The following is a 25,448-nucleotide window of genomic DNA, read 5'->3' on the forward strand; positions in this document are numbered from 1 at the left end:
GAAACCCCAATTGCGAAAGCAGTTGGGGTTTTGTTTTGCCTGCGAGAAAGTGCTCATCGGCGGCACCAGCGTCCGACCGTCGTTTTGGCCGTCAAGGACAACCACTTGGGAAATTACCCCTAAAGTAGCCGCGCAGTTTTTGGTATGGTGCAGCTCGTTTTTTAATGGACTGATGTCGCGCGCAGGGAATGGCGTTTAACCCGGTCAAAGAGTTGCTGCAGAAATGCCCGAACCGATCCCGATCAAGGACCACGAAAAAGAAACGCGCCTGGTCAACAAACGGCTGTTGGCCTGCGCGCTGTTCGTGGTTGCAATTACCTGCGCGCTGGTTGTGCGCATGTACGTCCTGCAAGTGGTCGAGTTTGACTATCACTCGACGATCTCTGAAAACAACCGGGTGCATGTCCTGCCCATTACCCCGACTCGCGGTCTGATCTACGACCGCAACGGCGTACTACTGGCCGATAATCGGCCAAGCTACAACCTGATCATTACCCGCGAACGCGCAACCGATGTGAAAGGCGAGCTGGACTCGGTGGTCAGTCTGTTGCACTTGCCTGCTGAAGATCGCACGCTGTTTGACAAGGCGATGAAGCAGGCGCGCCATCCCTTTGTTCCGGTCACCTTGTTTTACGAACTGACCGAAGAGCAGATCGCGATACTGGCGGTGAACGAGTTCCGCCTGCCGGGAATCGACGTTGAGCCGCAGTTCGTGCGCAACTATCCGCTGGGTGCGCATTTCGCCCACTCTATCGGTTATGTCGGGCGTATCAACGAGAAAGAGTCCAAGGCACTGGATACCGTCGAGTACCGCGGTACCCAGTCGATCGGCAAGACCGGCATCGAAAAATTCTACGAGTCCGAGTTGCATGGTCATGTCGGCTATGAAGAGGTCGAAACCAACGCCCAGGGCCGGGTGCTGCGAGTGCTCAAGCACACTGATCCGATTCCTGGGAAAAACATCGTGCTCAGCCTCGATGTAAAGCTTCAGGAGGCGGCAGAAGAGGCACTGGGCGACCGTCGCGGTTCAGTGGTTGCTCTCGATCCTGCAACCGGTGAAGTGCTGGCAATGGTCAGCAAACCGAGTTTTGACCCGAACCTGTTCGTCACCGGCATCAGCTTCAAGGAATACGCGGCGCTGCATGACTCCATTGACCGCCCACTGTTCAACCGGGTCTTGCGCGGGTTGTATGCGCCAGGCTCGACGATCAAGCCGGAAGTGGCGATTGCCGGGCTCGACACCGGCGTGGTGACGGCGTCTACCAGGGTCTTCGATCCGGGTTACTACCAACTGCCGGACTTCGACCATAAATACCGTAACTGGAATCACAGCGGCGACGGTTGGGTCGACATGGACGCAGCGATCATGCGTTCCAACGACACCTATTTTTACGACCTCGCGCACAAACTCGGCATTGATCGTTTGCACGATTACATGGCGATGTTCGGCCTTGGCGAAAAAGTCTCGCTGGACATGTTCGAAGAGTCGGCCGGATTGATGCCGTCCCAGGCATGGAAGCGCGCTACTCGCCGTCAGCCGTGGTTCCCCGGTGAAACGGTGATCCTCGGGATTGGCCAGGGTTATATGCAAGTGACACCGCTACAACTGGCTCAGGCGACGGCACTGATCGCCAACAAAGGCGTGTGGAATCGACCGCATCTGGCCAAGACGATCGATGGCGTGCCACCGGTGGATGAGCATCCGATGCCGAACATCCTGCTGAAGAATCCACACGACTGGGAGCAGGTCAACCATGGCATGCAGATGGTTATGCACGATCCGCGCGGGATTGCCCGTGCGGCGGCCGTGGGGGCGCAATACCGGATTGCAGGCAAGAGCGGCACCGCACAAGTGGTGGCAATCAAACAGGGCGAGCGCTACGACCGCTTGAAGACCCGCGAGCGTAACCGCGACAACGCCTTGTTCGTCGGTTTCGCCCCGGCCGAACATCCGCAGATCGTGATCTCGGTGATGATCGAGAACGGTGAGGCCGGCGGTCGCGTGGCCGGCCCTGTGGTGCGGCAGATCATGGATGCGTGGCTGCTGGACAAGGACGGCCATCTAAAGCCGCAATACGCGAGCCCGAGCAAACCACCCAGCGATCCTCACGTTTAGCGCTGAAAGCTACAGCACCTGCTCATGCCTGCTGAGCAGGTGCTGGAAGCTTTCCAGGAACACTGTTTCAGCCGGAGTCATTTTCTGCTCGCGATTCCAGAGCAATCGAATATCCAGATCCACCACACCCTCATCAGGCGGCAAACGCCACAGCAACCCCTGCTCGACATCTCGCTGCACCAGGTGAACGGGTAAACAGCCGATCCCAAACCCTGCACAGATCAATCGTTGAATCTCTTCGAAGCTGGTCGATGATGCGACGATCTTGCCGGTAAAACCTTGCTGGTCGCGAAACAGTGTCAGCGGTGAAAGATTGCCGCCCAATTGATCACTGGTGAAGCTGACGAAGTGCTCGGTGGCGAGTTGTTCCAGCCTCAGATTCGCCTGCCCGAACAATCGATGGCGTTGGCCGCAAAAGTACCCATAACGTTCGCGAAACAGCACCCGTTGCTCCAGTCGCGGTTGCGGCAGTCGGGATAGGCCAACGCCGACCGTCGCAGTCTTTTGCAGCAGGGCACTGATGATGTTCGAACTGCCCATCACCTCGACTTCCAGTTCGACATTCGGATGGCTCTCATGGAAGTCCGCGAGGAACTTATCGTAGTGCGGGGACTGTATACCGCTGATGGTCAGGATCCGCACCTTGCCCACCACGTCATCGTGAGGACTCTCGATCACCGGCCCCAGGCGCGAAATATCACCATAGACATCGGCCGCGATACGCAGCACTTCTTCGCCGGTTTCGGTGAGGTCGAAACGCCGGCCGCTGCGGACAATCAGCACGCAGTCGAGTTGTTCTTCGAGACGCTTGAGTGCCTGGCTCACCGCCGATTGTGTGATGTGCAGGCGCGCAGCAGCGCGGCTCATGCTGCCTTCCTGGGCGATCACCAGATAGGTGCGCAACAGGTTCCAGTCGAGCCGGTCATTGAGAAAGCGTCGGCTGGATTGAGGGAGGGGTGAGGGCATAAAGAATCCTGCTATTAGTTAATCTAATAGTTAGGTTAAGAATTTGAAAATTGACTAATCCTAGCCCGGCCGCGATAAAGCCCACAAGCACACCGTGCTGTTGATACCCGGCGTCTGCACGTTGCCTATTCAAGGGCAGCCGGTCGCCATCACACAAAAAGAGGTGAGTTGGTGAATAAGCCTGAGCACATGAACACCATTGAATGGCAGGCCCGCTGCGAGTTGGCGGCCCTGTATCGGTTGGTCGCGCACTTTCGCATGACCGACCTGATCGACACCCACATCACATTGCGGATCCCAGGGCCCGAGCATCACTTCCTGATCAATCGCTACGGGGTGATCTTTGATCGCATGCGCGCCTCGGATCTGGTACGCATCGACCAGCAGGGCCGAATTGTCGATCCGGCGTACGCGGATCATCGGGTCAACACTGCGGGCTTCGTCATCCATTCTGCGATTCACATGGCGCGCCCCGATCTGAACTGCGTGATCCACACCCACACGGCGGCGGGCATGGCGGTGGCTGCGCAGAAGCGAGGCTTGCTACCGATCACTCAGCACGCGCTGAAGTTCTACGGCAAGCTGGCTTATCACGCCTACGAAGGCATCGCTTTGTCGCTGGACGAGCGCGAGCGGCTGATTGCCGACCTGGGACCGCACAACGCGATGATCCTGCGCAATCACGGACTGCTGGCGGGCGGCGCCAGTGTGGCCCACGCGTTCCAGGAAATTTACTTCCTGGAGCGTGCCTGCCAGGCGCAGGTACAGGCATTGGCGGGCGGGTGCGAGCTGAACTTTCCGTCGCCAGAGGTCTGTGTCCACACGGCTGAACAGTTCGAGCAGGACGATGCCGAGAACATCATCGAACTGGCCTGGTCTTCGGCATTGACCCTGATCGAATCGCAACGCGAATCCTATTGCTCATGAACACCGAGTCAGGCGCTCTACGGCACTTGCCAGTCTCTTGACGTTAACGTAAAGATGAGCGCTGGCGCCGATTTTCCATGGCGCAGGTTTTGCTTGAGGGAAGGGCCGTCCGAGGTATCGGGCAAACTTCCCTTTACTGCCATCTGAACCGGGTAGATATTTCCCCATGGCATGCGTGCTTCGTCGCATGTCTGGAAGTGACCCGGCCAGAGACTGGGCGGACCGATCCGGAGCGCTTGATGACTCTTATAAAAACAATAACGCCACAACTGCAACATGAAGCCCGGCTGGCCCGGGAGAAACTTCACCTTGAAGGCGAAGTCCCCAACGGGGTGTTGCGCGCTGAAATCGATGCCTCATGGCGGCGCAGCTTGAGCCATGGCGTGCACTTCAATGGCAAGCATGAGTTGGCGCTGGAATCGAGTGCGAGCCTCGAGGTGTTGCTGGCGAGCAATCGCTTGCTGATCGACGCCGCGATGCCGGCCATCGATTACCTGGCCGAGCGTCAGGGCAAGGAGGGGCTGATCATCCTCGCCAATTCCGAGGCGACCATTCTCGCGGTCGAAGGTCGCGCCGACCGCCTCAAGGGCAGCGGCCTGCAAGACATCACCCTGGGCGCCTGCTGGAGTGAAGCGGCACGCGGCACCAACGCCCTCGGCACTGCGCTGGTGGAAGCCCGGCCGACGCTGATCGACTGCGGCGAACATTATCTCGATCGTCTCAGCGATTTTTCCTGCAGTTCGGTACCAATTCATTGCCCCCAAGGCGACATCCTTGGCGTGCTCGACCTGACTCGTGAAGGCCCGTTGGGCCGGGCGCATGACAGCACCGCGTTGTTGGCGATGGCGGTCAGCCAGATTGAAAGCCGGGTGTTCAACGCAAGCTTCCCCGAACAGATCGTGCTGGCCTTTCATAGCCGTCGACAGTACCTCGAATCGCCCTGGCAGGGGTTGTTAGCGGTGAGCCTCGGCGGGCAGATTCTGGCGGTCAGCGCCCAGGCTTGTCAGTTGCTCAATGCCGAGCGACCAGCCTTGGTTGGCCACCGCTGCGAAGAGTTCCTAGGGGTTGATGGCCTGCAATTGCTGGCACGTCTGCAACAGGGCGGGATCGGCAGTCTGCAAACCGCCAAGGGCGAATTTTTCTACAAAACCCTCCGTGCGCCGCAGCGCTCGATCAATGTCGGTAGCACACCGCGCAGCGTCACCAAAAATCCAAAACCTCAACCCGATCTCGAATCCCTGGCCGGCAGCAATGCACGCTATGCGCGTGCGTTACGGATGGCCCGGCAAGGCCTGGCCAACGAGTTGCCGGTGTTGCTGCTGGGGGAAACCGGCACCGGCAAGGAAGTCATCGCCCGGGCACTGCACATGGCTGGCAGCCGTTGCAACAAACCCTTCGTGGCGGTCAATTGTGCGGCGATCCCCGAAGGCCTGATCGAGTCGGAATTGTTCGGCTACCGTGAGGGCGCGTTCACCGGCTCACGGCGTGGCGGAATGATCGGGCGCTTGCAACAGGCCCATGGCGGCACGTTGTTCCTCGATGAAATCGGCGACATGCCGCTGGCACTGCAAGCACGCCTGTTGCGGGTGTTGCAAGACCGCAAGGTGGCACCGCTGGGGGCGGGTGAAGAGCAAGACATTGATGTCGCGCTGATCTGCGCGACTCACCGCGACCTCAAGCGTCTGGTCGAGGACAAACACTTTCGCGAAGACCTGTTCTACCGGGTCAATGGCATCAGCGTGATGCTGCCGGCGCTACGTGAGCGCGATGATTTCAGTGAGTTGGTGAACCGTCTACTCGGCAAACTGGACGCCCCGACGGTCAAACTCAAGGACGACTTGAGCAGCCTACTCGCCGGTTACCACTGGCCGGGCAACATCCGCCAGTTGGAGATGGTGTTGCGTACCGTGCTGGCGATGCGCGAGCCCGGTGAAACCGTGCTGAGCCTGGAGCACTTGCCCGACAGCATGCTCGACGAGTTGAATGCCTGCGAGCGTTCAACCTGCGGCAGTATCCGCGAGAACGAACTGGAGTTGATCCGCCAGTCCCTCGATAATCATCACGGCAACGTTTCGGCGACGGCCGATGCGCTGGGCATCAGTCGAGCGACGCTGTATCGCAAGCTCAAACAGTTGCGCAACTGATGCGGCGCTTGATCGTCAGGCTGGTCGACAGTCACAACCCCCAGGCACTGGACGCCGCATTACAGTGGCTGTACGGCTTCGTGCGCCCGCATCGACTGGCGATTGTCGGGCTGCTCGGGTTGTCGGTGTGCGCCTCGCTGCTGGTGCTGGTGCAACCCTGGCTGACCAAGTTGCTGATCGACGATGGGCTGTTGGCGCACAACTTTTCCATGCTGGTGCTGATCGCCGGTTTGATGATTGTTGCCGGACTGCTCGGCACCGCATTGTCGGGGATCAATCGCTACCTGCACACGCGGTTGTCGGGGCGCATTCTGTTTGCCCTGCGCGACGACCTATATCGGCATTTGCAGACCTTGTCGCCGGGCTTCTACGGGCAACGGCGGATCGGCGACCTGATGTCGCGCCTCGACGGTGATGTGGCGGAGATCCAGCGCTTTGCCGTCGACTCGCTGTTCTCGGCGGTTTCCAGCGTCATCGGTCTGGTCTGCGCGGTGGCGATGTTGCTGACCCTGTCGTGGAAACTCTCGTTGCTGGCGTTGGTGTTGATCCCGCTGGATGTGCTCTGGCTGCGCTGGATGCGGCGCAAGGTCGAGCGTGATGTACGGCAATTGCGCGAGCGTTCGGCGGACATGTCCTCGTTCATGGTCGAAACCCTGCCGGTGATGAAGTTCATCCAGTCCGCCGGCCAGCAACAGCGTGAAGCACGGCGCCTCGAAACATTGGGGCAGGGCTACATGAGCCAGTTGCTGCGCCTGCAAGTTACCGAGTTTTTCACTCAGGCGGTGCCCGGCACACTGACTTCGTTATCGCGGGCCTGTGCGTTTTTGATTGGTGGTTATTGGGTGGTGCAGGGCACGTGGCAGCTCGGCGCGTTGATCGCATTTTCGACCTATCTGGGCATGGCGGTCGGACCCGTACAGAGCTTGCTCGGGTTGTACGTGGCGATTCAACGGATGACCGTCAGCCTCGGTCGGGTGATGGAACTGCGCGGTGAACAGCCGAGCGTCGTCACACCGGCCACGCCGCAGCCAATGCCGAGCTCTGGCGAGCTGTGTTTTGAGGCGGTGCACTTCAGCCATCCCGGGCGCCCGGTGACGTTACGCGGGATCGAAGCGCGTATTCCCTATGGTTTGAAAGTTGCCCTGAGCGGTGGCTCCGGGGTTGGCAAGTCGACGCTGATCGACCTGCTGCAACGGCATCATGACCCGCAGTCCGGTCGGGTGCTGCTGGACGGAGTCGACCTGCGCGAGCTTGCGCTGTTCGAGTTGCGTCGGCGGATCGCCGTGGTCAGCCAGGACATCGTGCTGTTTCGCGGCAGCCTGGCAGATAACCTCGCTTACGCGGTGCCGGACGCCAGTCATGAGGCAGTGGCCGAAGTGGCGCGGCTGGCGCAGCTCGACAGCCTCATCGCGTCTCTGCCCGAAGGCCTCGACAGTCCGTTGGGCGAGCGTGGTCAGCAGTTGTCCGGCGGGCAGAAACAGCGGATTGCCATCGCCCGTGCGCTGTTGCAGGATCCGCTGATTCTGGTGCTCGATGAAGCTACCTCGGCGGTCGATGAGGCCACTGAACGGGAAGTTATCGAGGCCATCGATCGACTGTTTGCCGGACGCACACGAATCCTGATCAGCCATCGCCCCTCGACCCTGGCCGATGCTGATCTGCGCTTTGAGTTGTTCGACGGCGTGCTGACGCAAGTTAAGGTGCTGCATGAAGCTTGAGCTAAGGATTGGCGTGGTCGACAGCGGACACTCCGTGGCACAACGCGGGCAGGTGAGCGCCGGACGACGGTTTTACCTGGTGGAGGACGGACTCGCCGAAGACGAGCTGCGTGACGATCCGCTCGGCCATGGCAGCGCGGTCGTCGAGGCAATCAGCCGGCGTGTAGCCTCTGCACGGTTTTGCGTAGCGCAAGTGTTCGACCAGCGCGGGGTCACCAGCGCCTTGCAGATTGCCACGGCGATCGATTGGCTGGTGGCGCAGGATGTGCGAGTCATCAACCTCAGCCTGGGCTTGCGTCAGGACCGCAGCTTGCTGCGTGAGGCCTGTTCGGCAGCATTGGCCCGTGGTGTTTTGCTGTGCGCCGCGAGCCCGGCGCAAGGCGAAGGCGTGTACCCGGCGAGTTACCCGCAGGTGTTGCGGGTGACTGGCGATGCCCGTTGTGGCGAACACGAGTGGTCGTGGCTCAACAGCCAGCAGGCCGACTTTGCCGCCTGTGTTCAGGGCATTTACCCAGGGCAATCCGGTGCCAGTCTCGGTTGCGCGGCGCTGACCGGGCATATCGCCAATTTCCTTGCCGGGCACCTCGACGCGAGCAATGCGCAGGTCCTTGAGTGGCTACAAGACAACGCCCGTTATCGCGGCCCCGAGCGGCGAGTCTGGCAATGAGCGCCATCCTGATTCTCGGCGCCGGACCTGCCGGTGCGGCAGTGGCGTTGGGTCTGCGCCGGCTGGGTTATGCGGTGACGCTGGTCAGCGACTGGCGACGATTTTCGGCGCTTGAAGGCGTTTCGCAACGGGTGCTCGAAGCTCTGCGCGGTGCTGGTTTGAATCAGGCACTGGCGGAGGCTGCGTTGCCGTCGCAGCGACAGGTATCGTGGAACGGCCAGCAGCATGCGCAAAACATCGAGTTTCTGCTGGATCGGCCGAGCTTTGATCGCGGTCTGCGTGAGGATTTGCGCCTGGCCGGTGTCGAGATGATCGAAGGCCGGGTGTTGGCGGTTCACTCCCAGACGTCGGGTCATCGGGTTGAGATCGAAGGTCATGCCGAGCTGAACAGCGAGTTTCTGGTGGAAGCCCGTGGTCGTCAGGCACCGGCGCTTGGCAAAGGCCTGCGCGGACCGGAGACGGTCAGCCTGCTCAACCGTTGGCAGGGCGCGTCAGGCAGCACCGCCAGCGCGGTGGAAAGTCTGCCGGACGGTTGGGCCTGGATGGCGCGGCGGGCCGACGGTCAATGTTATTGGCAGTTGACCGTGGACGTGGCCAGCGCCGGGTTGCCGGGCAAAGCGAAGTTGCTCGACTACTGTCGCCAGCGCCGCCAGGATTCGCCGTTGGCCATCGATTTTTTCGGCTCGCAGCCTGAAACTGACTTGCAACTGCACGCCCGCAGCAGCACGGCGATTCTCAATCCGCAGGTGTGCGGCGATAACTGGATTCGGGTTGGCGATGCGGCCATGGCGGTCGATCCGCTGTCAGGCAACGGCATCTTTCAATCCCTGTCCTCAGCCTTGCAGGCGCCGGTGGTGATCAATACCTTGCTGGATAAACCTGAGCGGGCGGCATTGGCCCAGCGCTTCCATCAACAACGGGTCGAGCAACTGTTCTTGCGCTTTGCGCGCATTGGTCGGGACTTTTATGCCGATGAACTGCGCTGGTCGGACCAACCGTTTTGGTGTGCGCGTCGACAGTGGCCGGATGCGGAGCTGGCTCATGCACCTGCAGATTTTTCGTCTCTGAGAATTGAGCGGGCGCCGGTACTCAAGGATGGATTTGTCGATGAGGCCGAGGTGGTGATCACGGCGGATCAGCCATTGGGGATCTGGCATGTGCAGGGGGTTGAGTTGGCACCCTTGCTGCGGCGATTGCAAACCGAGCCGGCTGACCAAGCGCTGGAAGGTTTGACGGTGGAGCAGGGGCGGATGGTGCGCGGGTGGCTATTGTCCCAAGGCTACAGACCCAAACCGAATTGATCGTTCCCACGCTCCCGCGTGGGAATGCATCCCGTGACGCTCCGCGTCACTTCTTGGAGCGGACGCAGAGCGTCCATGGCGGCATTCCCACGCAGAGCGTGGGAACGATCGATAAGGGTTGTTTTAGAGTTTGATCAACACCGACTTCAACTCGGTGTAATGTTCGATCGCCGCATACCCCATCTCCCGGCCCACGCCGGACATCTTGTAGCCGCCAAACGGCAACGCCGGGTCGAGGGCGCTGTGACAGTTGACCCAGACCGAACCGGATTTGATCCGTGGAATCATCCGGTGCACGGCCGCCAGGTCGTTGGACCAGATACTCGCGCCCAAGCCATACGGGCTGTCATTGGCCATGCGCAATGCATCGGCTTCGTCATCGAACGGAATCGCTACCAGCACCGGGCCGAAAATCTCTTCCTGAACCAGCGAGTGCTTTTGATCGACGTCGACTATCACCGTCGGTTTGACGAAGAACCCGGGGCCGAATTGCTCACCGCCACAGGCAATGGTCGCGCCGCTTTCACGGCCCATTTCAATGTAGTTGTACACCCGCTCCTGCTGGCGCGCCGAGATCAGCGGGCCCATGTCAATGCTCGGGTCCAGGCCATTGCCGAGCTTCATGGCATTGGCGATGCCGGCAATGTCGGCCACCACGTTGTCGAAGTGTTTGCGCTGCACATAGAGCCGCGAGCCTGCGCAGCAGACCTGGCCCTGGTTGAAGAAGATCGCACTGGCCGCCCCGGCGGCGGCACTGCCGAGGTTGGCGTCGGCCATGACGATGGTCGGCGATTTACCGCCCAGTTCCAGGGTGACCCGGGTCATGGAGTCCATGGCGATCTTGCCGATCTGCTTGCCGACGGCGGTGGAGCCGGTGAAGGTCAGTTTGTCCACCAGCGGGTTGTGGGTCAGCGCCGAACCTGCGGTGATGCCGGTGCCGGTGACCACGTTGAACACCCCGCTCGGGTAGCCGGCTTCCAGCACCAGCTCGGCGAGTTTCAATGCGGTCAGCGGCGTTTCATCCGCCGGTTTCAGTACCACGGTGCAACCGGTCGCCAAGGCCGGGCCGAGTTTCCAGCAGGCCAGCAGCAGCGGGAAGTTCCAGGCAACGATAGCGCCGACCACACCCACCGCTTCACGGCGGATAAAGCTGTGGAACTGATCATCGGGCATCAATGGCAGCGAGACTTCGACGCTGGAGCCTTCGATCTTGGTCGCCCATCCGGCCATGTAGCGCAGGAAGTCGATCGACAACTGCACGTCCATGACTTGCGCCACCGCCGCGCTTTTACCGTTGTTCAGGCATTCCAGCTGCGCGAGCAGTTCAGCGTCGCGTTCCATCAGGTCAGCGAGTTTCCACAACAGGTTTTGCCGCTCCCGAGGTCGGGTTCGGGTCCAGGCCGAATCATCGAACGCATGACGTGCGGCGAGCACGGCGCGATCAACATCGTCCGGCGTAGCCTTCGGGACAACGCACAGCACTTCGCCGGTTGCCGGGTTGTGCAAGGGCATGGTCTGGCCGTCGGCGGCCTCGACCCACTCGGCGCCGATCAGCATGCGCGGCGCACGTTGGATGAACGCCGAAACGGCAGGAAGCAGGTAAGGGAGTGGCATGGTAAGACCTCGTCTTGTTCGTGTGACGAGGTCTTTCGCAACGGTTGTGCCAGTTTGTCGAAGGGCTGTGTTTAGCGGGGTTCAGTGGCAGAAGCAGCAGAGAAGAGCACACCGAGCTGTTGCAAACTGAGACACGGATGAGACAGCTATAACCCTTGACGGCTCAACATACGATCAATCACCGCCCACAGCTGCGGATCATCAAAGTCCTCGATCACCAGATGCGCGCCCGCCGCCAACAGCGTCTCGCGGCGTTGGCTGGTTACCAGGCCCACGGTGAAAATCCCGGCGTTCACTGCCGCTGTCAGGCCGGGGATCGAGTCTTCGAATGCCAGGGTCACCTCGGCGCTGGCTTGCAAACGTTCGAGGCCGGTGAGGTAGGGCAGGGGATCGGGTTTGGCGCGGGGCAGTTCCTCGGCGACCACGATATGTTCGAAACGCTCACGCAGGCCCAGTGCTTCGAGCATGTGATCGGCATTGGCCCGTGGCGCGTTGGTCACCACGGCGATACCAATGTCTTGAGCCTTGGCGAAATCCAGTAACCGCACCAACCCGGCAATCGGTGTCAGTTGTGGCGACAGTTCACGGAAACGCACTTCCTTGCGTTCAGCGAATGCTTCGCGCTCGGCCACCGAGCGGTCCGGGAACAGGTAACGGCACATGTTGGCGTTGGCCTGACCACTGACGTGGGTTTCGAACTCGGCTTTGCTGAAGAACCGACCATCCTCCTCCAGCAACAGTTGTTGCAGCGCCAGCAGATGGAGCGCATCGGTATCGGTCAGGGTGCCGTCTAGGTCGAAGAGCAAAGCATTGAGCATGGCGCAGTTCCCGTAGCTGAAGCGGTTAAGCGGATAGCGGGTCATCGTATACGCAGGGCGTCATCTATGCTCGTCTCAGAGTGCAACAGTTGTCGCGAATTTAGACGCCGTTGATCTTTTTCGACGCTGATAAAAATCCGTTATTTATCGACAACTACTTGATTTTAAAGACTATTAATAAGCTGGCACGCTCCGTGTATTGCTCCTTCGCAGACGTTTCTCCTGCCTCCGTCAGCGACCGGTTCGCCGACGGCAGAGACCCTGAAAACGATCATTCAAAAAATAAGAAAGCACCGTGCGAGGTTCGACGTTGATGAAGAGAAAACTCCGATCAGGCATGAGCGCCAGTCTGCTGGCGCTCGCTGCGTGTGCCGCCCTGCATGCTCCACAAAGCATGGCGGCGCGTGACGCCCAAAGCATTCTCAAGGAAACCTGTCAGGGCTGTCACACCCCTGAAGCCGGCAATGCCTTGAGCCGTATCAGCCACCAGCGCAAAACGCCCGAAGGCTGGCTGATGAGCATTGCCCGGATGCAGACCATGCACGGTTTGCAGATCAGTGATGAGGACCGTCGCACCCTGGTCAAATACCTCGCCGATACCCAGGGCCTGGCACCGAGCGAAACCGATGGCGTGCGCTATGCGCTGGAGCGCCGGCTCAACACCGTCGAGCATTTCGATGATCAGACCAGCCAGATGTGTGGCCGCTGCCACTCCGGCGCGCGGATCGCCCTGCAACGGCGACCGGCCCAGGAGTGGGAACGTCTGGTGAACTTCCACCTCGGCCAATGGCCGTCCCTGGAATACCAGGCGCTGGCTCGCGACCGTGACTGGTTCGACATTGCCCGCAAAGACATGGTGCCGCTGTTGGCCAAGCGTTATCCGCTGGACAACCCGGCCTGGAAAAGCTGGCAGAAAACCGCTCCGAAAGCCGACGCGCTGGTGGGGAACTGGAGCTTCAGCGGCCGTTTGCCAGGCAAGGGTGAATTGTCCGGTGTGATGAACGTCAACGCCTCGGGCGCCGACCAGTTCAAGGTCGCGGTCAAAGGTCAATACGCCGATGGCAGCCCGTTCAATGGTGACGGTAGCGCGATCCTCTACAGTGGGTATGAATGGCGCGGCAACGTGACCATCGACGGCGTGGTCATGCGTCAGGTGTTTGCGGCCAAAGGCACTGAGCTGCAGGGCCGGATGTTCGAAGCCGAGCACGATGAACGCGGTCTCGACTTTATCGCCGCCAAACAAGGCTCCAGCCGTTTGCTGGCGGTGCAGCCGGGTTACCTCAAGGCCGGCAGCGAAACCGAGGTGATCCTGATCGGTAGCGGCCTGCAAGGCATGCCAAACTTCGGCAGCGGTGTCGAAGTGGCGCAAGTGCTGGAACAAAGTCCAGAACGCATCAAGGTCAGGCTCAAAGCCACCGCCGATGCCAAACCGGGCGCGCGCGAGGTCACGATTGGCAACTTGAAAGGCGCGACGCTGGCGGTCTACAGCCAGATCGACGAGGTCAAGGTGGTGCCGGAGTTTTCGGTAGCGCGGATCGGCGAGGGCGGCGGCTCGACGCCGAAAGTCCAGGGTCGTTTTGACGCCGAAGCCTGGGGTAAAGGCGCCGATGGCAAGCCGTATCGGATTGGTGTGGTCCCGGCGCAGTGGAAGGTCGAAGCCTTCGACGACCGCGCCAAGGAAGACCAGGACGTCAAGTTTGCCGGCACCATGCAGGCCGACAGCGGCGTGTTCACCCCGGGCGACGCCGGGCCGAACCCCGCGCGCAAAATGTCCACGAACAATGCTGGCAACCTCAAGGTGATCGCCGCCATCGACGACGCAGGGAAATCCCTGACCGGCGAGGGCCACATGATCGTCACCGTGCAACGCTGGAACAATCCACCCATTCCCTGATTTGAAAACGTGAGCTGGCTGACGTAACGGTTTCAGACACTTTGCAGGAATGACCGCAGGCCCCGCCAAGCGGGGTTTGCACAGGAGGTTGTAATGGGCGCCATTTTGAATCTGGTCGAGCGCAATCTGCACGAAGTGCACGTTGATGCCGACCGCATGCTGTTCCATATCCCCAGCAGTTCGCTGTTCGCCAGTGATGAGCTGACCGGCACCATCATCGATACCTTGCGTGGTCCCGGCTGTTCGTCGGAGGACTTGATCGAGCGCTTGGCGGCACGTTTCAACGGTGAAGAAATCACCGAAACCCTGCGCGAGTTGATCTCCCTGGAACTGGTCAGCGACGGCTCGCCGCTGACTCCGGACATCGGCACCAAACGGGTCGAACGCACGGCGATCAACACCGTGGTGCTCAACGTCAATACCGGCTGCAACCTGAGCTGCACCTATTGCTACAAGGAAGACCTCGACAAGCCGTCCGCCGGTAAAAAGATGGACGTCGACACCGCTGTCGCGTCAGTGGAAATGCTGCTGCGCGAATCCCCTGACGAAGAGCGTTTCACCGTGGTGTTCTTTGGTGGCGAGCCGTTGAGCAACCGCAAGCTGATCGAGTACATGGTCGATTATTGCGAGAAGCGTTTTCGCGAGGCCGGCAAGTTCGTCGAATTCGTCATGACCACCAACGCCACACTGCTCACCGAGGAAACGGTCGACTACCTGAATGCCCATCGCTTTGGTTTGTCAGTGAGCATCGACGGACCGAAAACCGTGCACGACCGCAACCGCATCACCGTGGGCGGGCAGGGCACCTATGACGTGGTTCGGCGTAAGGCCGAGATGCTGCTGTCGCGCTATAACAGCCGCCCGGTTGGCGCACGTGTGACCCTGACCACAGGCGTCACCGACGTCGAAACCATCTGGGATCACCTGTTCAACGAACTGGGGTTTGCCGAAGTCGGTTTTGCCCCGGTGACCTCGGGTGACATCAGCAGCTTCAACCTGTCCAGTGACGAACTGATCGAAGTCTTCGCCAACATGAAGAAACTCGGTCGGCGTTATCTGGAAGCAGCGCTGGAGCACCGCAACATCGGTTTCTCCAACCTGCACCAGCTGATCACCGATATCCACGAGGGCCACAAAAAAGCCCTGCCGTGTGGCGCCGGGCTGAAGATGCTGGCGGTGGATCACAAGGGGGAACTCAACCTCTGCCACCGTTTTACCGGCTCGTCATTGCCGACCTTCGGCAATGTTCACAGCGGCGTGAAACAGGTCGAGTTGAACGACTTCCTGTCCCAGCGCCTGGACCGGACCAACACCGGCTGCGAAGACTGCCAGATCCGCAACCTGTGCTCCGGCGGTTGCTACCACGAAAGCTACGCCCGTTATGGCGACCCGACTCATCCGACCTATCACTACTGCGAACTGATGCGTGACTGGGTCGACTTCGGTATCGAGGTCTACACCCGGATCATGGCTCACAACCCTGCGTTTATCAGCAGTTACATCACTCCGCGCAAGGCTCACTGATATGAAACATCTCAAGGCAATCAATAACAAAGCGCAGAAGCTCGATCAGGCCGCGGCCGAAAACCGTATCGAAGAAGTCGTGGCCATGAGTTCCGTCGCCGGCTGCGCCTCGACCACCGATCCGGGTTGGGAAATCGACGCCTTTGGCGGTGTGTCGTCGCTGTGCCAGCCGATGGAAGCTGACCTTTATGGCTGTTCCGACCCTTGCTGGTGGCCGGCCCAGGTGCCGGACATGATGAGCACCTACCCGGACTGGAACAAGGACGCCCAAGCGTCCAACGAGAGCTGGCGCAACCTCGGTACCGTGTTCCCAAAAGACAAGTAGCCCGAAAAAAATAGCGGAACAGAAGAAGGATTCCAGCATGCGACACATCAATGCCTGCGGCCTGGCCGCTTCCGCCCTCCTGAGTGTTTGTTCACTCAGTGTTCTGGCCGATGAAAACACTGTGCTTCAAAGTGGTCACGAGTACATGTTGACCACCAATTACCCGAACAACCTGAACGTCATCGACCTTAAAACCGACAGCCTGTACAAGACCTGCAAACTGCCGGGCGCCTTTGGCCCCGGCACCATTCAGTTATCGCCGGACCGCAAGACCGCCTACGTGCTGAACAACCACTACGCGGATATCTACGGTGTCGAACTCGACAGCTGCAAACAGGTGTTCCACGCCAGTATCACCCAGCAACCGGGGGAGAAAGCGCGTTCGATGTTCGCGTTCACCCTCAGTCACGACGGCAAGGAACTGTACGCCGTCGCTAACCCGACCTTGATGCTCAATGACCACTATGAAGTGCAGCCGCCACGGCTGGATGTCTACGCCACCGATGCCGGCATGAGCGCCAAACCGGTTCGCAGCTTCCCGGCACCGCGCCAGCTGACCATCATGCAAAGCGGTGATGACGGCACGCTGTATGTGGCGGGGGCGGACATCTACAAGGTCAACGTGAAAACCGGCAAGTTCGATGTGCTGATCCCCAGCCGCCACTGGAAACGTCCGAACTACAGCGCGCCGGACGTGCTCTACGTGTGGAACCAGCAGACGTATCGGCATGACTTCTCGCTGCTTTACACCACCGCTAAATTCAAGGACGAAAAACAGGACCCGGCCACTGCCGAAAACCTCTATGGCCTGTTCAGTATCGACCTGAAAACCGGCAAGACCGAAACCACCGATTTCGGCCCGCTGACCGAGATCTACTTCAGTGGCATGCGCTCGCCGAAAGACCCGAACCTGATGTTCGGCGTGCTCAATCGTCTGGCCAAGTACGACATCAAACAGAAGAAGCTGCTTCAGGCGACAAACCTGGATCACTCCTACTACTGCATTTCCTTCAACAAGGACGGCAGCAAGATCTACCTGGCCGGGACCTTCAATGACGTGGCGATCTTTGATGCCGACAGCCTGAAACAGATCGGCAGCATCAAAATGCCGGGCGGCGACATGGCGATCACCACGGCGCAGGTGTTTGTCCGGTAATCGCGGTGCCCGCGCGGACGCCATCGCGAGCAGGCTCGCTCCCACACTGGAACGGATGCACACAAAGTGTGTGTACGACCGAAATCCCATGTGGGAGCGGGCTTGCTCGCGAAGAGGCCCTTACAGACTATCGAGTATCAAGCCCCGGGAACCGGGCAACTCAGGTCACCTTCCTGGCACTCGAGGTAAGTCTTGAACGCCTCGACACGTTTTAGCGTCAACCCGGCCATGCAGCTGCTGTAGATCATCGAGTAGGCACTACCGCCCGCCACCCCGGACGCCGAGAACTCGCACTCGGCATCGCGGAACGCTACCCAGGCGCGCTGTGCACCGACCAGCCGTTTTTTGCTCTCGACGTTGTCCTTCAAGCGGTCATTGATCTGCTTGTAGAGGGCGTTGAGCTGGGTATCGGCTTTCTTGTATTCCTTGGCGGCACACTCGTTCATCGTGCGTTGGTCGGCGGCGTTGGCGCAGTCGTCGGCGTGGGCGTGGGCGAAGGGCGCCATCAGCAGCGGTACAAGTGCCAGTAAAAAGCGTGGAGGCATGGAAAGCTCGCGTGGGTCTTCGAGGAGTTGAATAGGCTGATTGAAGTGCAGTCGCCACGCTTGTGCAACCTTGGCTGGTGGCCGCAGCCATCGACATCAGTCGTTCAGGTCTGACGGCGGTTGCCACTCGTCACACTCGGCAAGCCCTTCATAACCCAGCCATGGCACATCGTGAGATGTCCAAATGTGCGCCTGTGGCGTCATTCCCGGATCATCATCGAGCGTCCCCACCCGCACAATCACATGCGGCTGAGCCAAGCGCTCGGCCACCAGGTGCGAGCCGCACTGCGAGCAGAAGTGCCGCAGCTTGCCGGGCGAGGACTCGAAGGATGACAACTTATCCAAACCTTTGACCCAACGGAAATGCTCCCGCATGACCCCGGCCGTTGATGCGAACGCTGCCGCATGCGCCTTGCGACAGGTGTGGCAATGGCAGTGGCTGATCGGCATGTCGAGGCTGTCGAGTTCATAGGCGATGGCCTTGCACAGGCAACTGCCGTGGAGAGTTGGCATGGGATACTCCTTGTGTCCGTCTGTTCAGTCATTAAGTCGGGTGAGTGATGCCTGCAGCAATGCGTCAGCTATCCCCCTGATTTCATCGCACATATGCAGCTTCGCAAGCCAGTTCCTGGGGATTCCTTGAACACCATAAAATGCTCCGGCCAACTGCCCGACAATAGCGGCGGTAGTGTCAGCATCTTCACCCAGGTTGGCGGCTTGCAGAATGGCGTCTTCGAAGCTGTCGGTGTGATGAAAACACCACAGCGCCGCCTCTAGCGAGGCAACGCAGTAACCTGTACCAACGATCTCTGATTTTGGTTTGGCGAGATAGTTGCCACCGGCAATCGCGGCGACTTTTGGTTCTGAAAAGTGTGCGTGGCCCAGGTGCCGCAAGTCCGATTTCGACGCGCCCTGCAATGCTCTGCAAATCAATTCGGCGAACAACTGACAGCATTCGATGGCTTCTGGGGCCGCGTGAGTGGTTCTGGAGCTACTGCTGGAAAACACGTTGATCTGATTGATGTCAGGGAAATAGAAAAGCACCACTGGCGCCAATCGCATCAGCGAACCGTTACCTGCGGTGAACGGATCAGTCGATCCGGCAAATGGATTACCGGTTTCCTGATAATGAGTCAGGGCTTCGCGTACGGTCATGCCGATATCAAAGCAGTCTCCAGTCGAACTCAGGTAACCCCATTGCCACCAATTGAGATAACGCCCCATCTGGTCGGTGGCATCAAAACCGTTTTTTGTGAGCAGGCTTTCGGCCAGGCACAGAGCCATCGATGTGTCATCGGTCCACTGGCCCGGTTTCAGATTGAAGGGGCCGCCACCCACCATATCGGTGAGCACCGGGAACGACCCGCGTGGTTTGAACTCTACGCTTGTACCGACAGCGTCGCCGCAAGCCAGCCCCAGCAGGGTGCCGCGATAACGCTCCGAGAGGGTAGGGAACATGAAGCATCCTTGTTTTAAGCCAATTCTCTGCCGACGTTAGCATTTCCGGGCGTCATGGCAGGAAGGTAAAGCCTGTCATCATGTTTTATGCAACCAGAAAGTTGCACATTCAACCATCCGGGCCTAGTGTTCATCAAAGGAGGTGACCTATGCACTCATCAGATCGCATCGAAAGAAAGATCCTGCTCAAGGCTCCACGCTCCACCGTCTGGCGCGCCCTGGCCAATGCCGAATCCTTCGGCAAGTGGTTTGGTGTCGCGCTCGAGGGCAAACGCTTTGTTGCCGGTGAGCGAACCCGGGGACAAATCACTTATCCGGGCTATGAACATCTGGTCTGGGACGTGCAGGTGGCGCGGGTCGAGCCCGAGCGGGTGTTTGCGTTTCGCTGGCATCCGTATCCGGTGGACCCGGCCGTGGACTATTCGTCGGAGCCCACCACTCTGGTGCTGTTCGAGCTCGAGGACATGGAGGGCGGTACTTTGCTGAAGGTTGTCGAGTCCGGTTTCGATAACATTCCGGCAGAACGCCGTCTGAAAGCTTTCCGCATGAACAGTCGCGGTTGGGATGATCAAATGACCAACATCGAGACGTACCTTGCCACCCCCTGACGCTTCAACGCTGGATACGCCGTCGACCGCCACTGCGCTGGGCCGCTCGGCGCTGACCTTCGCCGCACTCGGCGATGAAACCCGGCTGCGGTTGATTGATGTGTTGTGCGGCGGCGGGGCGATGTCGATCGCGCAACTGACCGCTGGCACCGACATCAGCCGCCAGGCCGTGACCAAACACTTGCAGGTGCTGGCTGACGCCGGCCTGGTGCGTGACACCAAACGGGGGCGTGAACGCCGATGGGTATTCGAGCCGACGCAACTGGACGAGGCCCGCCGCTCGCTGGAAGTGATCAGCCGGCAGTGGGACCACGCGTTGGTGAATCTGAAAGCCTTTGTCGAACAATGAATTGCGAGCCGTATCTGACGCGAAACGCGCAACTCAGGTACTTGAGACCTGAGGTGTCTAAGGGTTTTCGGAAGTGCTGCAATGGCGAATGTCTTACACGAAGTAGTAGCTATGTCTCCTGTTTCAGATTGGATCCGAAGCGTAATCTACACCCATCAACTGAAGCGCAGGACGCGCTCAGGATCATGGATGATCGACCATTTGCAAGGATCGCAGCGACAGGATGTCGTCATGGTCTTGGAAACCCGCTTCGGCGGGTTTTTTTTTGCCTGCAGGAAATGGCCGTTTGGGGGCTTGACCTGACGCATAGCCAATGGCTTACGCACGGTCGATGGTATGTCGTCTTTTGCGCTTTTGGTTTCAGGCCTAATCTGACTCCATCAACTGCAGCGCAGGACGCGCTCAGGGTCATGGATGATCGACCATTTGCAAGGAATGCAGCGACAGGATGTCGTCATGGTCTTGGAAAACCCGCTTCGGCGGGTTTTTTTATGGGCGTTGTAAACGTCCGTCCCGGAGCACCATACCCGGCGCTTTGCGGCAGCGATTCAAATCCAGTTGATGAGCGCAGGCGAGGATGTCGCGCGCGGTCCGAGATCATTGATCTGGACGCGTAAATCCCGAAAAAACCGGCAATGAAAACATGAATCGCCAGCCGCGAATACAGGTGTGAACCTACCAAATCTGGTAGGTTTACATCGCTTCTGATCCGGGTAGAGTCTGTCATCACAAGACGGGGACAACTCCGACTCTAACACCACTCCTTATTTATTCCGTGCCCGCAAAGGGCCGGAAGAATTCGCGATTTCGAGTGGGCGTGTACCGGGTTATTAAAGTCAACTAATAAAGTGCACGGCCAGTGCGTTATTTCTCGTGTGGGTATTTCAGTTTTACGTTCATGACAGGCTCGATCTGGCAGTAATGGAATGCGGTGTGCCTGTCTTCAGGTTTTTAGTTGGCTGTTTATAAAAAAACATAACTGTCACATTACTTGAAAAAAGGTGGCGGTACTTTCGATGCGCTCAGGGTTTGGATCAGGAAGGTCAGTGGACTTATGAAAAGAGTGTTGGTAGTGCGTTATTCGCAAAGCGGGCAGTTGACTTCAGTGATTGAAAGTCTTATTGCGCCGCTGCGTGATGATCATGAAGTCAGTCTTCGGGAAGTTATATTAAAACCGGCCACGGCTTATCCTTTTCCCTGGCCGGTCACTCGCTTCTTCGATGTATTTCCCGAAACCGTTCAACTTGAACCCCCTGTTATAGACCCCTTGGGTCTTGATTATGAACAGCCTTTCGACCTGGTCATTCTGGCTTACCAGGTGTGGTATCTGTCGCCGTCGCCACTGATAACGGCGTTTTTGAAAAGTGCCGAGGGCAAGCGAGTGCTGGCGGGTCGCCCGGTGGTCACGGTCATTGCCTGCCGGAACATGTGGTTGATGGCCCAGGAAGCGGTCAAGGGCCTGCTGCAGGAAGCGGGTGCACACCTGCGCGACAACGTGGTGTTTACGGACCGCGCCAATACGTTCGCCACGCTGATCACCACCCCGCGCTGGATGTTTACCGGGCGGCGCGAGTCCTTTTTCGGGTTGCCCAGGGCCGGGGTCAGTGATGCCGATATTCAAGGGGCTTCGCGCTTTGGCGTGGCACTACGCAATGCACTTTATAACGATCAGGAAATACAGGATGCGCCCATGCTCAAAGGCTTGGGGGCTGCTGTTGTCAATCCTGGACTGATTCTCAGCGAGCGCGCGGCTCATCGGGGGTTCAGGTTCTGGTCTGGACTTATCTGCCGGTACGGTCAATACGGGCGTTGGCTAAGAACGTTGTTGTTGGGGGTGTTCATTGTCTACTTGATGCTCGTCATCATGACTGTTTTACCGATATCACTGGTGTTACGTCGTTTGCTGAGTCCCTTTATCCGGGCGCGTCTGGATCAATTGAAGCACTATTATGAACAGCCGTCCGGCTCGCAACTAAACCTTGAAACTGAAAGAGTAAAGCACTATGAATGATTCGTTTGCCTATATCACTAAGACATCCACGTTCATGCCGGGTGAGGCGGTGGATAACGATACTATGGAAAGCATTCTCGGTTATGTGGGTGGGCGTCCTTCCCGGTCGCGGCAAGTGGTACTGCGCAATAACGGTATTAAACAGCGTTACTATGTACTTGACCGGGAAACCGGTATTGCAAAGTTCACCAATGCCGACATCACCGCCTTGGCGGTCAAAGGCTTGGTGGGTGATGACTTTGCGCTGGATAACATCGAATGCTTGTCTACCGGCACCACTTTACCCGACCAACTCATGCCCAACCATGGCGTCATGGTGCACGGCGTATTGGGTAATAAACCTTGTGAAGTGGTGTCCACAGCGGGTATCTGCCTGGCAGGTCTGACTGCCTTGAAATACGCGTACCTGTCGGTACTCTCGGGCTCCACTCAGAATGCGGTTGCAACCGCTTCCGAGGTTCTTTCACCGGTATTGCATGCGCGCAATTTCGACAGTGAAAATGAAGCGTTGGTCGCCCAGTTGGCGGCTCGGCCAGAGATCGCGTTCGAGAAAGACTTCCTGCGCTGGATGCTGTCAGACGGTGCCGGTGCATTCCTCATCGAAAACAAACCACGGGCCAGCGGCACGTCGCTGCGAATCGACTGGGTCGACATCTTCTCCTACGCCGATCAGCTCCCGACCTGCATGTACGCCGGTGCGGAAAAGACCGACGGTGATGAGCTGACAGGCTGGAAACAGCTGAGCCCGGCGCAATGGGGCGAGCGCTCGACGTTCGCGATCAAGCAGGACGTGCGCCTGTTGAATGAAAACGTGGTGAATTACACCCTTGGCAAGCCGCTGCGCCAAGTCATGGCCAAGCGCAACCTCTCCCCGGAGGCCATTGACTGGTTCTTGCCGCACATGTCTTCGGAATACTTCCGTAAACCAATAGCGCAATGCCTGGAAGACAACGAGCTGGCGATTCCTCAGGAGCGTTGGTTCACCAATCTGGCAGAGCGAGGCAACACCGGGGCAGCCTCGATCTACATCATGATCCATGAGCTGATCGAGTCCGGGCGCCTGAGCAAAGGTCAGAAAATTCTGTGCTTCGTCCCGGAAAGCGGGCGGTTCTCAGGTGGTTTCATGCACCTGACAGTGATGTAAACGAAACCTACGGATCAATTGATGCAACACACCAGGGAATGGATATGGATACGATCGAACAACGGGTAAAAAAAGTAGTGGCCAGGGAATTGGGCGTTGACGAAGCGCGCGTTCAGAACACGAGCACTTTTGGCGAAGACCTGGAAGCAGACTCGCTGGCGAGGGTCGAACTGGTACTGGCGCTTGAAGCCGAGTTTGATATCACGATCCCGGATGACCAGGCCGATGGGTTGCAAAGCGTTCAGCTGAGCATCGATTACATCCGCCAGGCGTGTGAAAGCGCCGCCATGGCCTAAGTGGCAAGAAGAGGTGACCGACGTCTGGTTGGCTGGCCAGATAAGCGACGTCGGTTCACCTCTTCCTTCAATTCAGGCCGTAATACAAACCCGATCCAGACGCGCTGCCGCACGCTGGGTTATCTCGGTACGAAGCTTCAGCGATGGCGCGGAGCGGCGATTGGCTTCTTCCAGAACCTCACGCGGCGCGGTATCGGGGCTGCCCGAGTTGAAGGGCGGTGCGGGCGCGTATTCGAGTTGCAACTGCACCAATTGCGCAGTGTCTTTGTCATACAACTCAGCGGCCAGGGTCAGGGCAAAATCGATCCCCGCCGTGATCCCCCCACCGGTCAGCAGATTGCCGTCGCGTACCACCCGATCCCGAACCGGGATGGCGCCCAATAGGCTCAGCAATTCATGATAGGCCCAGTGGGTCGTCGCCCGTTTTCCCTTGAGCAATCCCGCCGCACCGAGCACCAATGCGCCGGTGCACACCGAGGTCACGTAGCGTGCCTGGGCGGCGTGTTTGCGAATAAACGCCAGGGTCTGTGGATCTTCCATCAACGGCCCGACGCCGCTGCCTCCGGGGATGCAAATCACATCCAGGTCGGGGCAGTCATCGAAGGTGATGGTCGGCTTTAGAACCAGACCGGTGCTTGCCGCCACGGGGACCAGGTCCTTCCAGATCAAATGCACCTTCACGTCCGGCAACGAGGCCAGCACATCGTAAGGTCCGGTCAGGTCAAGTTGCTGCACCTGTGGGAACAACAGAAAACCGATCTGCAACGTCATGACGCTATCTCCTTGGTCTGCGTGTTCACACCCTTATTGGGTGGACGGTTTGACTGTAGGCTCGTAGGATTTGGCGTATACGCCAATAAACCCTCGAATTAAGCCAATCATGCCGAACTCACCGAAAACCGTTCATGTGCTGGCCTTCGCCAATGTGCAATTGCTCGACGTCACCGGGCCATTGCAGGTGTTTGCCTCGGCCAATGACAGTGCCGCGCAGCGAGGATTACCGCCACCCTATGCGCCGATGGTTATTGCCGATGGTGGCGGGGCGGTGATGTCCTCGGCCGGCTTGGCGCTGCTGGCCGAACCGTTGCCGAGCGAACCTTCCGATACGCTGATCATTGCGGGCGGCTGGGGGGTTTACGCTGCGGCCGAAGACGCTGTGATGGTGGACTGGGTGCGTCAACAGGCTGCGGTTTCCCGGCGTGTGGCGTCGGTGTGTACTGGGGCGTTTTTACTGGCCGCCAGCGGCTGGCTCGACGGTCGTCGCGTGGTCACCCACTGGTCCCGCTGCGATCAGCTGGCGCAAAAACACCCGCAACTGCGGGTCGAGCTCAACCCGATCTTTATCAACGACGGCCCGGTCTGGACCTCGGCCGGGGTTACGGCCGGCATCGACCTGGCGTTGGCGCTGGTGGAAGCAGATCTCGGTCGCGGGATAGCTCTGGAAGTCGCCCGGCAACTGGTGGTGTTTCTCAAACGGCCGGGCGGCCAGTCGCAGTTCAGCGTGACCCTGGACCTGCAACAGCACGGCAATCGCTTTGATGAGTTGCACGCCTGGATCGCCGAAAACCTCAGCCTGGACCTCGGCATCCCGGCGCTGGCGCTGCAAGCGGGTATGAGCGAACGCAGTTTTATCCGACACTATCGCGCCGACACCGGCCAGACCCCGGCGCGGGCCATCGAACTGATCCGTGTCGAAACCGCACGACGATTGCTGAGTGACACCGGAGTGCCGATCAAACGAATCGCCGTGCAATGCGGATTCGGCAGCGAAGAAACCCTGCGCCGCAGTTTCCTGCGGGCCATGGGCGTGACCCCGCAGGCGTACCGCGAGCGGTTTTCGCGGGAGAGCGTTGCTGAGGAGGGTTGA

The 25,448-nt window shown here is 59.1% G+C and carries 24 protein-coding genes; 17 read left to right on the forward strand and 7 right to left on the reverse strand.

The genetic code is table 11. The features are described 5' to 3' along the window. Together BK658_RS30140 and mrdA are read left to right on the forward strand one after the other, a co-directional pair. A partial coding sequence (locus BK658_RS30140) for a hypothetical protein (protein ID WP_221178619.1) occupies positions 1-199 on the forward strand: 199 nt, incomplete at its 5' end. A 24-nt stretch (positions 200-223) separates the two neighbouring features. After that, positions 224-2,116, forward strand: a complete 1,893-nt coding sequence (gene mrdA, locus BK658_RS24600; RefSeq protein ID WP_123584567.1) for a penicillin-binding protein 2 — start codon at positions 224-226, stop codon at positions 2,114-2,116. Positions 2,117-2,125: 9 nt separating this feature from the next. Here mrdA and BK658_RS24605 read toward each other — a convergent pair whose 3' ends face one another. Further along, on the reverse strand, positions 2,126-3,082 hold the full coding sequence (locus tag BK658_RS24605; protein ID WP_123584568.1) for a LysR family transcriptional regulator: 957 nt from the start codon (positions 3,080-3,082) through the stop codon (positions 2,126-2,128). A gap of 171 nt (positions 3,083-3,253) precedes the next feature. On the opposite strand from BK658_RS24605, the gene BK658_RS24610 reads away from it, so the two are divergent. The 5 genes from BK658_RS24610 (at position 3,254) to qhpG (ending at position 9,839) form a co-directional block, all read left to right on the forward strand. After that, entirely contained in the window at positions 3,254-4,009 is a 756-nt protein-coding gene (locus BK658_RS24610) for a class II aldolase/adducin family protein (protein ID WP_123584569.1), read from the forward strand. Between the two features lie 239 nt (positions 4,010-4,248). After that, on the forward strand, positions 4,249-6,153 hold the full coding sequence (locus tag BK658_RS24615) for a sigma-54-dependent Fis family transcriptional regulator (protein WP_123584570.1): 1,905 nt from the start codon (positions 4,249-4,251) through the stop codon (positions 6,151-6,153). Then, positions 6,153-7,871: an ABC transporter ATP-binding protein gene (locus BK658_RS24620; protein WP_123584571.1), complete on the forward strand. Its 1,719-nt coding sequence runs from the start codon at positions 6,153-6,155 to the stop codon at positions 7,869-7,871. The genes BK658_RS24615 and BK658_RS24620 overlap by 1 nt, the downstream gene beginning before the upstream one ends. Next, positions 7,861-8,538 carry a subtilisin-like serine protease QhpE gene (gene qhpE, locus BK658_RS24625; RefSeq protein ID WP_123584572.1) on the forward strand — a complete coding sequence of 226 codons (678 nt, stop codon included), beginning with the start codon at positions 7,861-7,863 and terminating at the stop codon, positions 8,536-8,538. The genes BK658_RS24620 and qhpE overlap by 11 nt, the downstream gene beginning before the upstream one ends. Then, entirely contained in the window at positions 8,535-9,839 is a 1,305-nt protein-coding gene (gene qhpG / locus BK658_RS24630; RefSeq protein ID WP_123584573.1) for a flavin-dependent monooxygenase QhpG, read from the forward strand. Before qhpE ends, qhpG begins: the two co-directional genes overlap by 4 nt. 123 nt (positions 9,840-9,962) lie before the next feature. On the opposite strand, the gene BK658_RS24635 is transcribed toward qhpG, so the two are convergent. Then, positions 9,963-11,453, reverse strand: a complete 1,491-nt coding sequence (locus BK658_RS24635) for an aldehyde dehydrogenase family protein (RefSeq protein ID WP_103317610.1) — start codon at positions 11,451-11,453, stop codon at positions 9,963-9,965. A gap of 146 nt (positions 11,454-11,599) precedes the next feature. Beyond that, positions 11,600-12,271: an HAD family hydrolase gene (locus BK658_RS24640; protein ID WP_123584574.1), complete on the reverse strand. Its 672-nt coding sequence runs from the start codon at positions 12,269-12,271 to the stop codon at positions 11,600-11,602. Between the two features lie 313 nt (positions 12,272-12,584). On the opposite strand from BK658_RS24640, the gene peaA reads away from it, so the two are divergent. The 4 genes from peaA to peaD all read left to right on the forward strand — a co-directional run bounded on the left by peaA (position 12,585) and on the right by peaD (position 17,170). Beyond that, the gene (gene peaA, locus BK658_RS24645; protein ID WP_123584575.1) at positions 12,585-14,165 is read left to right on the forward strand and encodes a quinohemoprotein amine dehydrogenase subunit alpha; all 1,581 of its coding nucleotides are present in this window, start codon (positions 12,585-12,587) and stop codon (positions 14,163-14,165) included. Positions 14,166-14,258: 93 nt separating this feature from the next. Then, positions 14,259-15,689, forward strand: a complete 1,431-nt coding sequence (peaB, locus tag BK658_RS24650; protein ID WP_123584576.1) for a quinohemoprotein amine dehydrogenase maturation protein — start codon at positions 14,259-14,261, stop codon at positions 15,687-15,689. A gap of 1 nt (position 15,690) precedes the next feature. Beyond that, positions 15,691-16,014, forward strand: a complete 324-nt coding sequence (gene qhpC, locus BK658_RS24655) for a quinohemoprotein amine dehydrogenase subunit gamma (protein WP_054596428.1) — start codon at positions 15,691-15,693, stop codon at positions 16,012-16,014. Between the two features lie 37 nt (positions 16,015-16,051). Then, on the forward strand, positions 16,052-17,170 hold the full coding sequence (gene peaD, locus BK658_RS24660) for a quinohemoprotein amine dehydrogenase subunit beta (protein WP_123584577.1): 1,119 nt from the start codon (positions 16,052-16,054) through the stop codon (positions 17,168-17,170). A 137-nt stretch (positions 17,171-17,307) separates the two neighbouring features. Here the strand turns inward: peaD and BK658_RS24665 are convergent, their stop codons facing one another. The 3 genes from BK658_RS24665 to BK658_RS24670 form a co-directional block, all read right to left on the reverse strand. Further along, complete coding sequence (locus tag BK658_RS24665; RefSeq protein WP_123584578.1) at positions 17,308-17,715, reverse strand: lysozyme inhibitor LprI family protein; 408 nt, start codon at positions 17,713-17,715, stop codon at positions 17,308-17,310. A gap of 96 nt (positions 17,716-17,811) precedes the next feature. Then, a complete protein-coding gene (locus tag BK658_RS30420) occupies positions 17,812-18,228 on the reverse strand; it encodes a GFA family protein (protein ID WP_259740130.1) in 417 nt (138 codons plus the stop codon). 24 nt (positions 18,229-18,252) lie between these two features. Next, positions 18,253-19,173: an ADP-ribosylglycohydrolase family protein gene (locus tag BK658_RS24670; protein WP_259740131.1), complete on the reverse strand. Its 921-nt coding sequence runs from the start codon at positions 19,171-19,173 to the stop codon at positions 18,253-18,255. A gap of 149 nt (positions 19,174-19,322) precedes the next feature. On the opposite strand from BK658_RS24670, the gene BK658_RS24675 reads away from it, so the two are divergent. The 5 genes from BK658_RS24675 (at position 19,323) to acpP (ending at position 23,581) form a co-directional block, all read left to right on the forward strand. Continuing rightward, positions 19,323-19,781 carry an SRPBCC family protein gene (locus BK658_RS24675; protein WP_123584579.1) on the forward strand — a complete coding sequence of 153 codons (459 nt, stop codon included), beginning with the start codon at positions 19,323-19,325 and terminating at the stop codon, positions 19,779-19,781. Further along, positions 19,768-20,130 carry an ArsR/SmtB family transcription factor gene (locus BK658_RS24680; RefSeq protein ID WP_259740132.1) on the forward strand — a complete coding sequence of 121 codons (363 nt, stop codon included), beginning with the start codon at positions 19,768-19,770 and terminating at the stop codon, positions 20,128-20,130. The genes BK658_RS24675 and BK658_RS24680 overlap by 14 nt, the downstream gene beginning before the upstream one ends. Before the next feature lie 1,054 nt (positions 20,131-21,184). Then, a complete protein-coding gene (locus BK658_RS24685) occupies positions 21,185-22,141 on the forward strand; it encodes a dialkylrecorsinol condensing enzyme (protein WP_123584580.1) in 957 nt (318 codons plus the stop codon). Then, on the forward strand, positions 22,134-23,285 hold the full coding sequence (gene darB / locus BK658_RS24690) for a beta-ketoacyl synthase DarB (protein ID WP_123584581.1): 1,152 nt from the start codon (positions 22,134-22,136) through the stop codon (positions 23,283-23,285). The genes BK658_RS24685 and darB overlap by 8 nt, the downstream gene beginning before the upstream one ends. A gap of 44 nt (positions 23,286-23,329) precedes the next feature. Then, entirely contained in the window at positions 23,330-23,581 is a 252-nt protein-coding gene (acpP, locus tag BK658_RS24695) for an acyl carrier protein (protein ID WP_306108842.1), read from the forward strand. Positions 23,582-23,653: 72 nt separating this feature from the next. Here the strand turns inward: acpP and inhA are convergent, their stop codons facing one another. Next, positions 23,654-24,352 carry an isonitrile hydratase gene (inhA, locus tag BK658_RS24700; protein WP_123584583.1) on the reverse strand — a complete coding sequence of 233 codons (699 nt, stop codon included), beginning with the start codon at positions 24,350-24,352 and terminating at the stop codon, positions 23,654-23,656. A gap of 109 nt (positions 24,353-24,461) precedes the next feature. Between inhA and BK658_RS24705 the strand changes: the two genes are divergently transcribed. Further along, on the forward strand, positions 24,462-25,448 hold the full coding sequence (locus BK658_RS24705; RefSeq protein ID WP_123584584.1) for a GlxA family transcriptional regulator: 987 nt from the start codon (positions 24,462-24,464) through the stop codon (positions 25,446-25,448).

It is taken from the genome of Pseudomonas brassicacearum (genome assembly GCF_003732175.1).
Lineage (GTDB): Bacteria > Pseudomonadota > Gammaproteobacteria > Pseudomonadales > Pseudomonadaceae > Aquipseudomonas > Aquipseudomonas brassicacearum_G.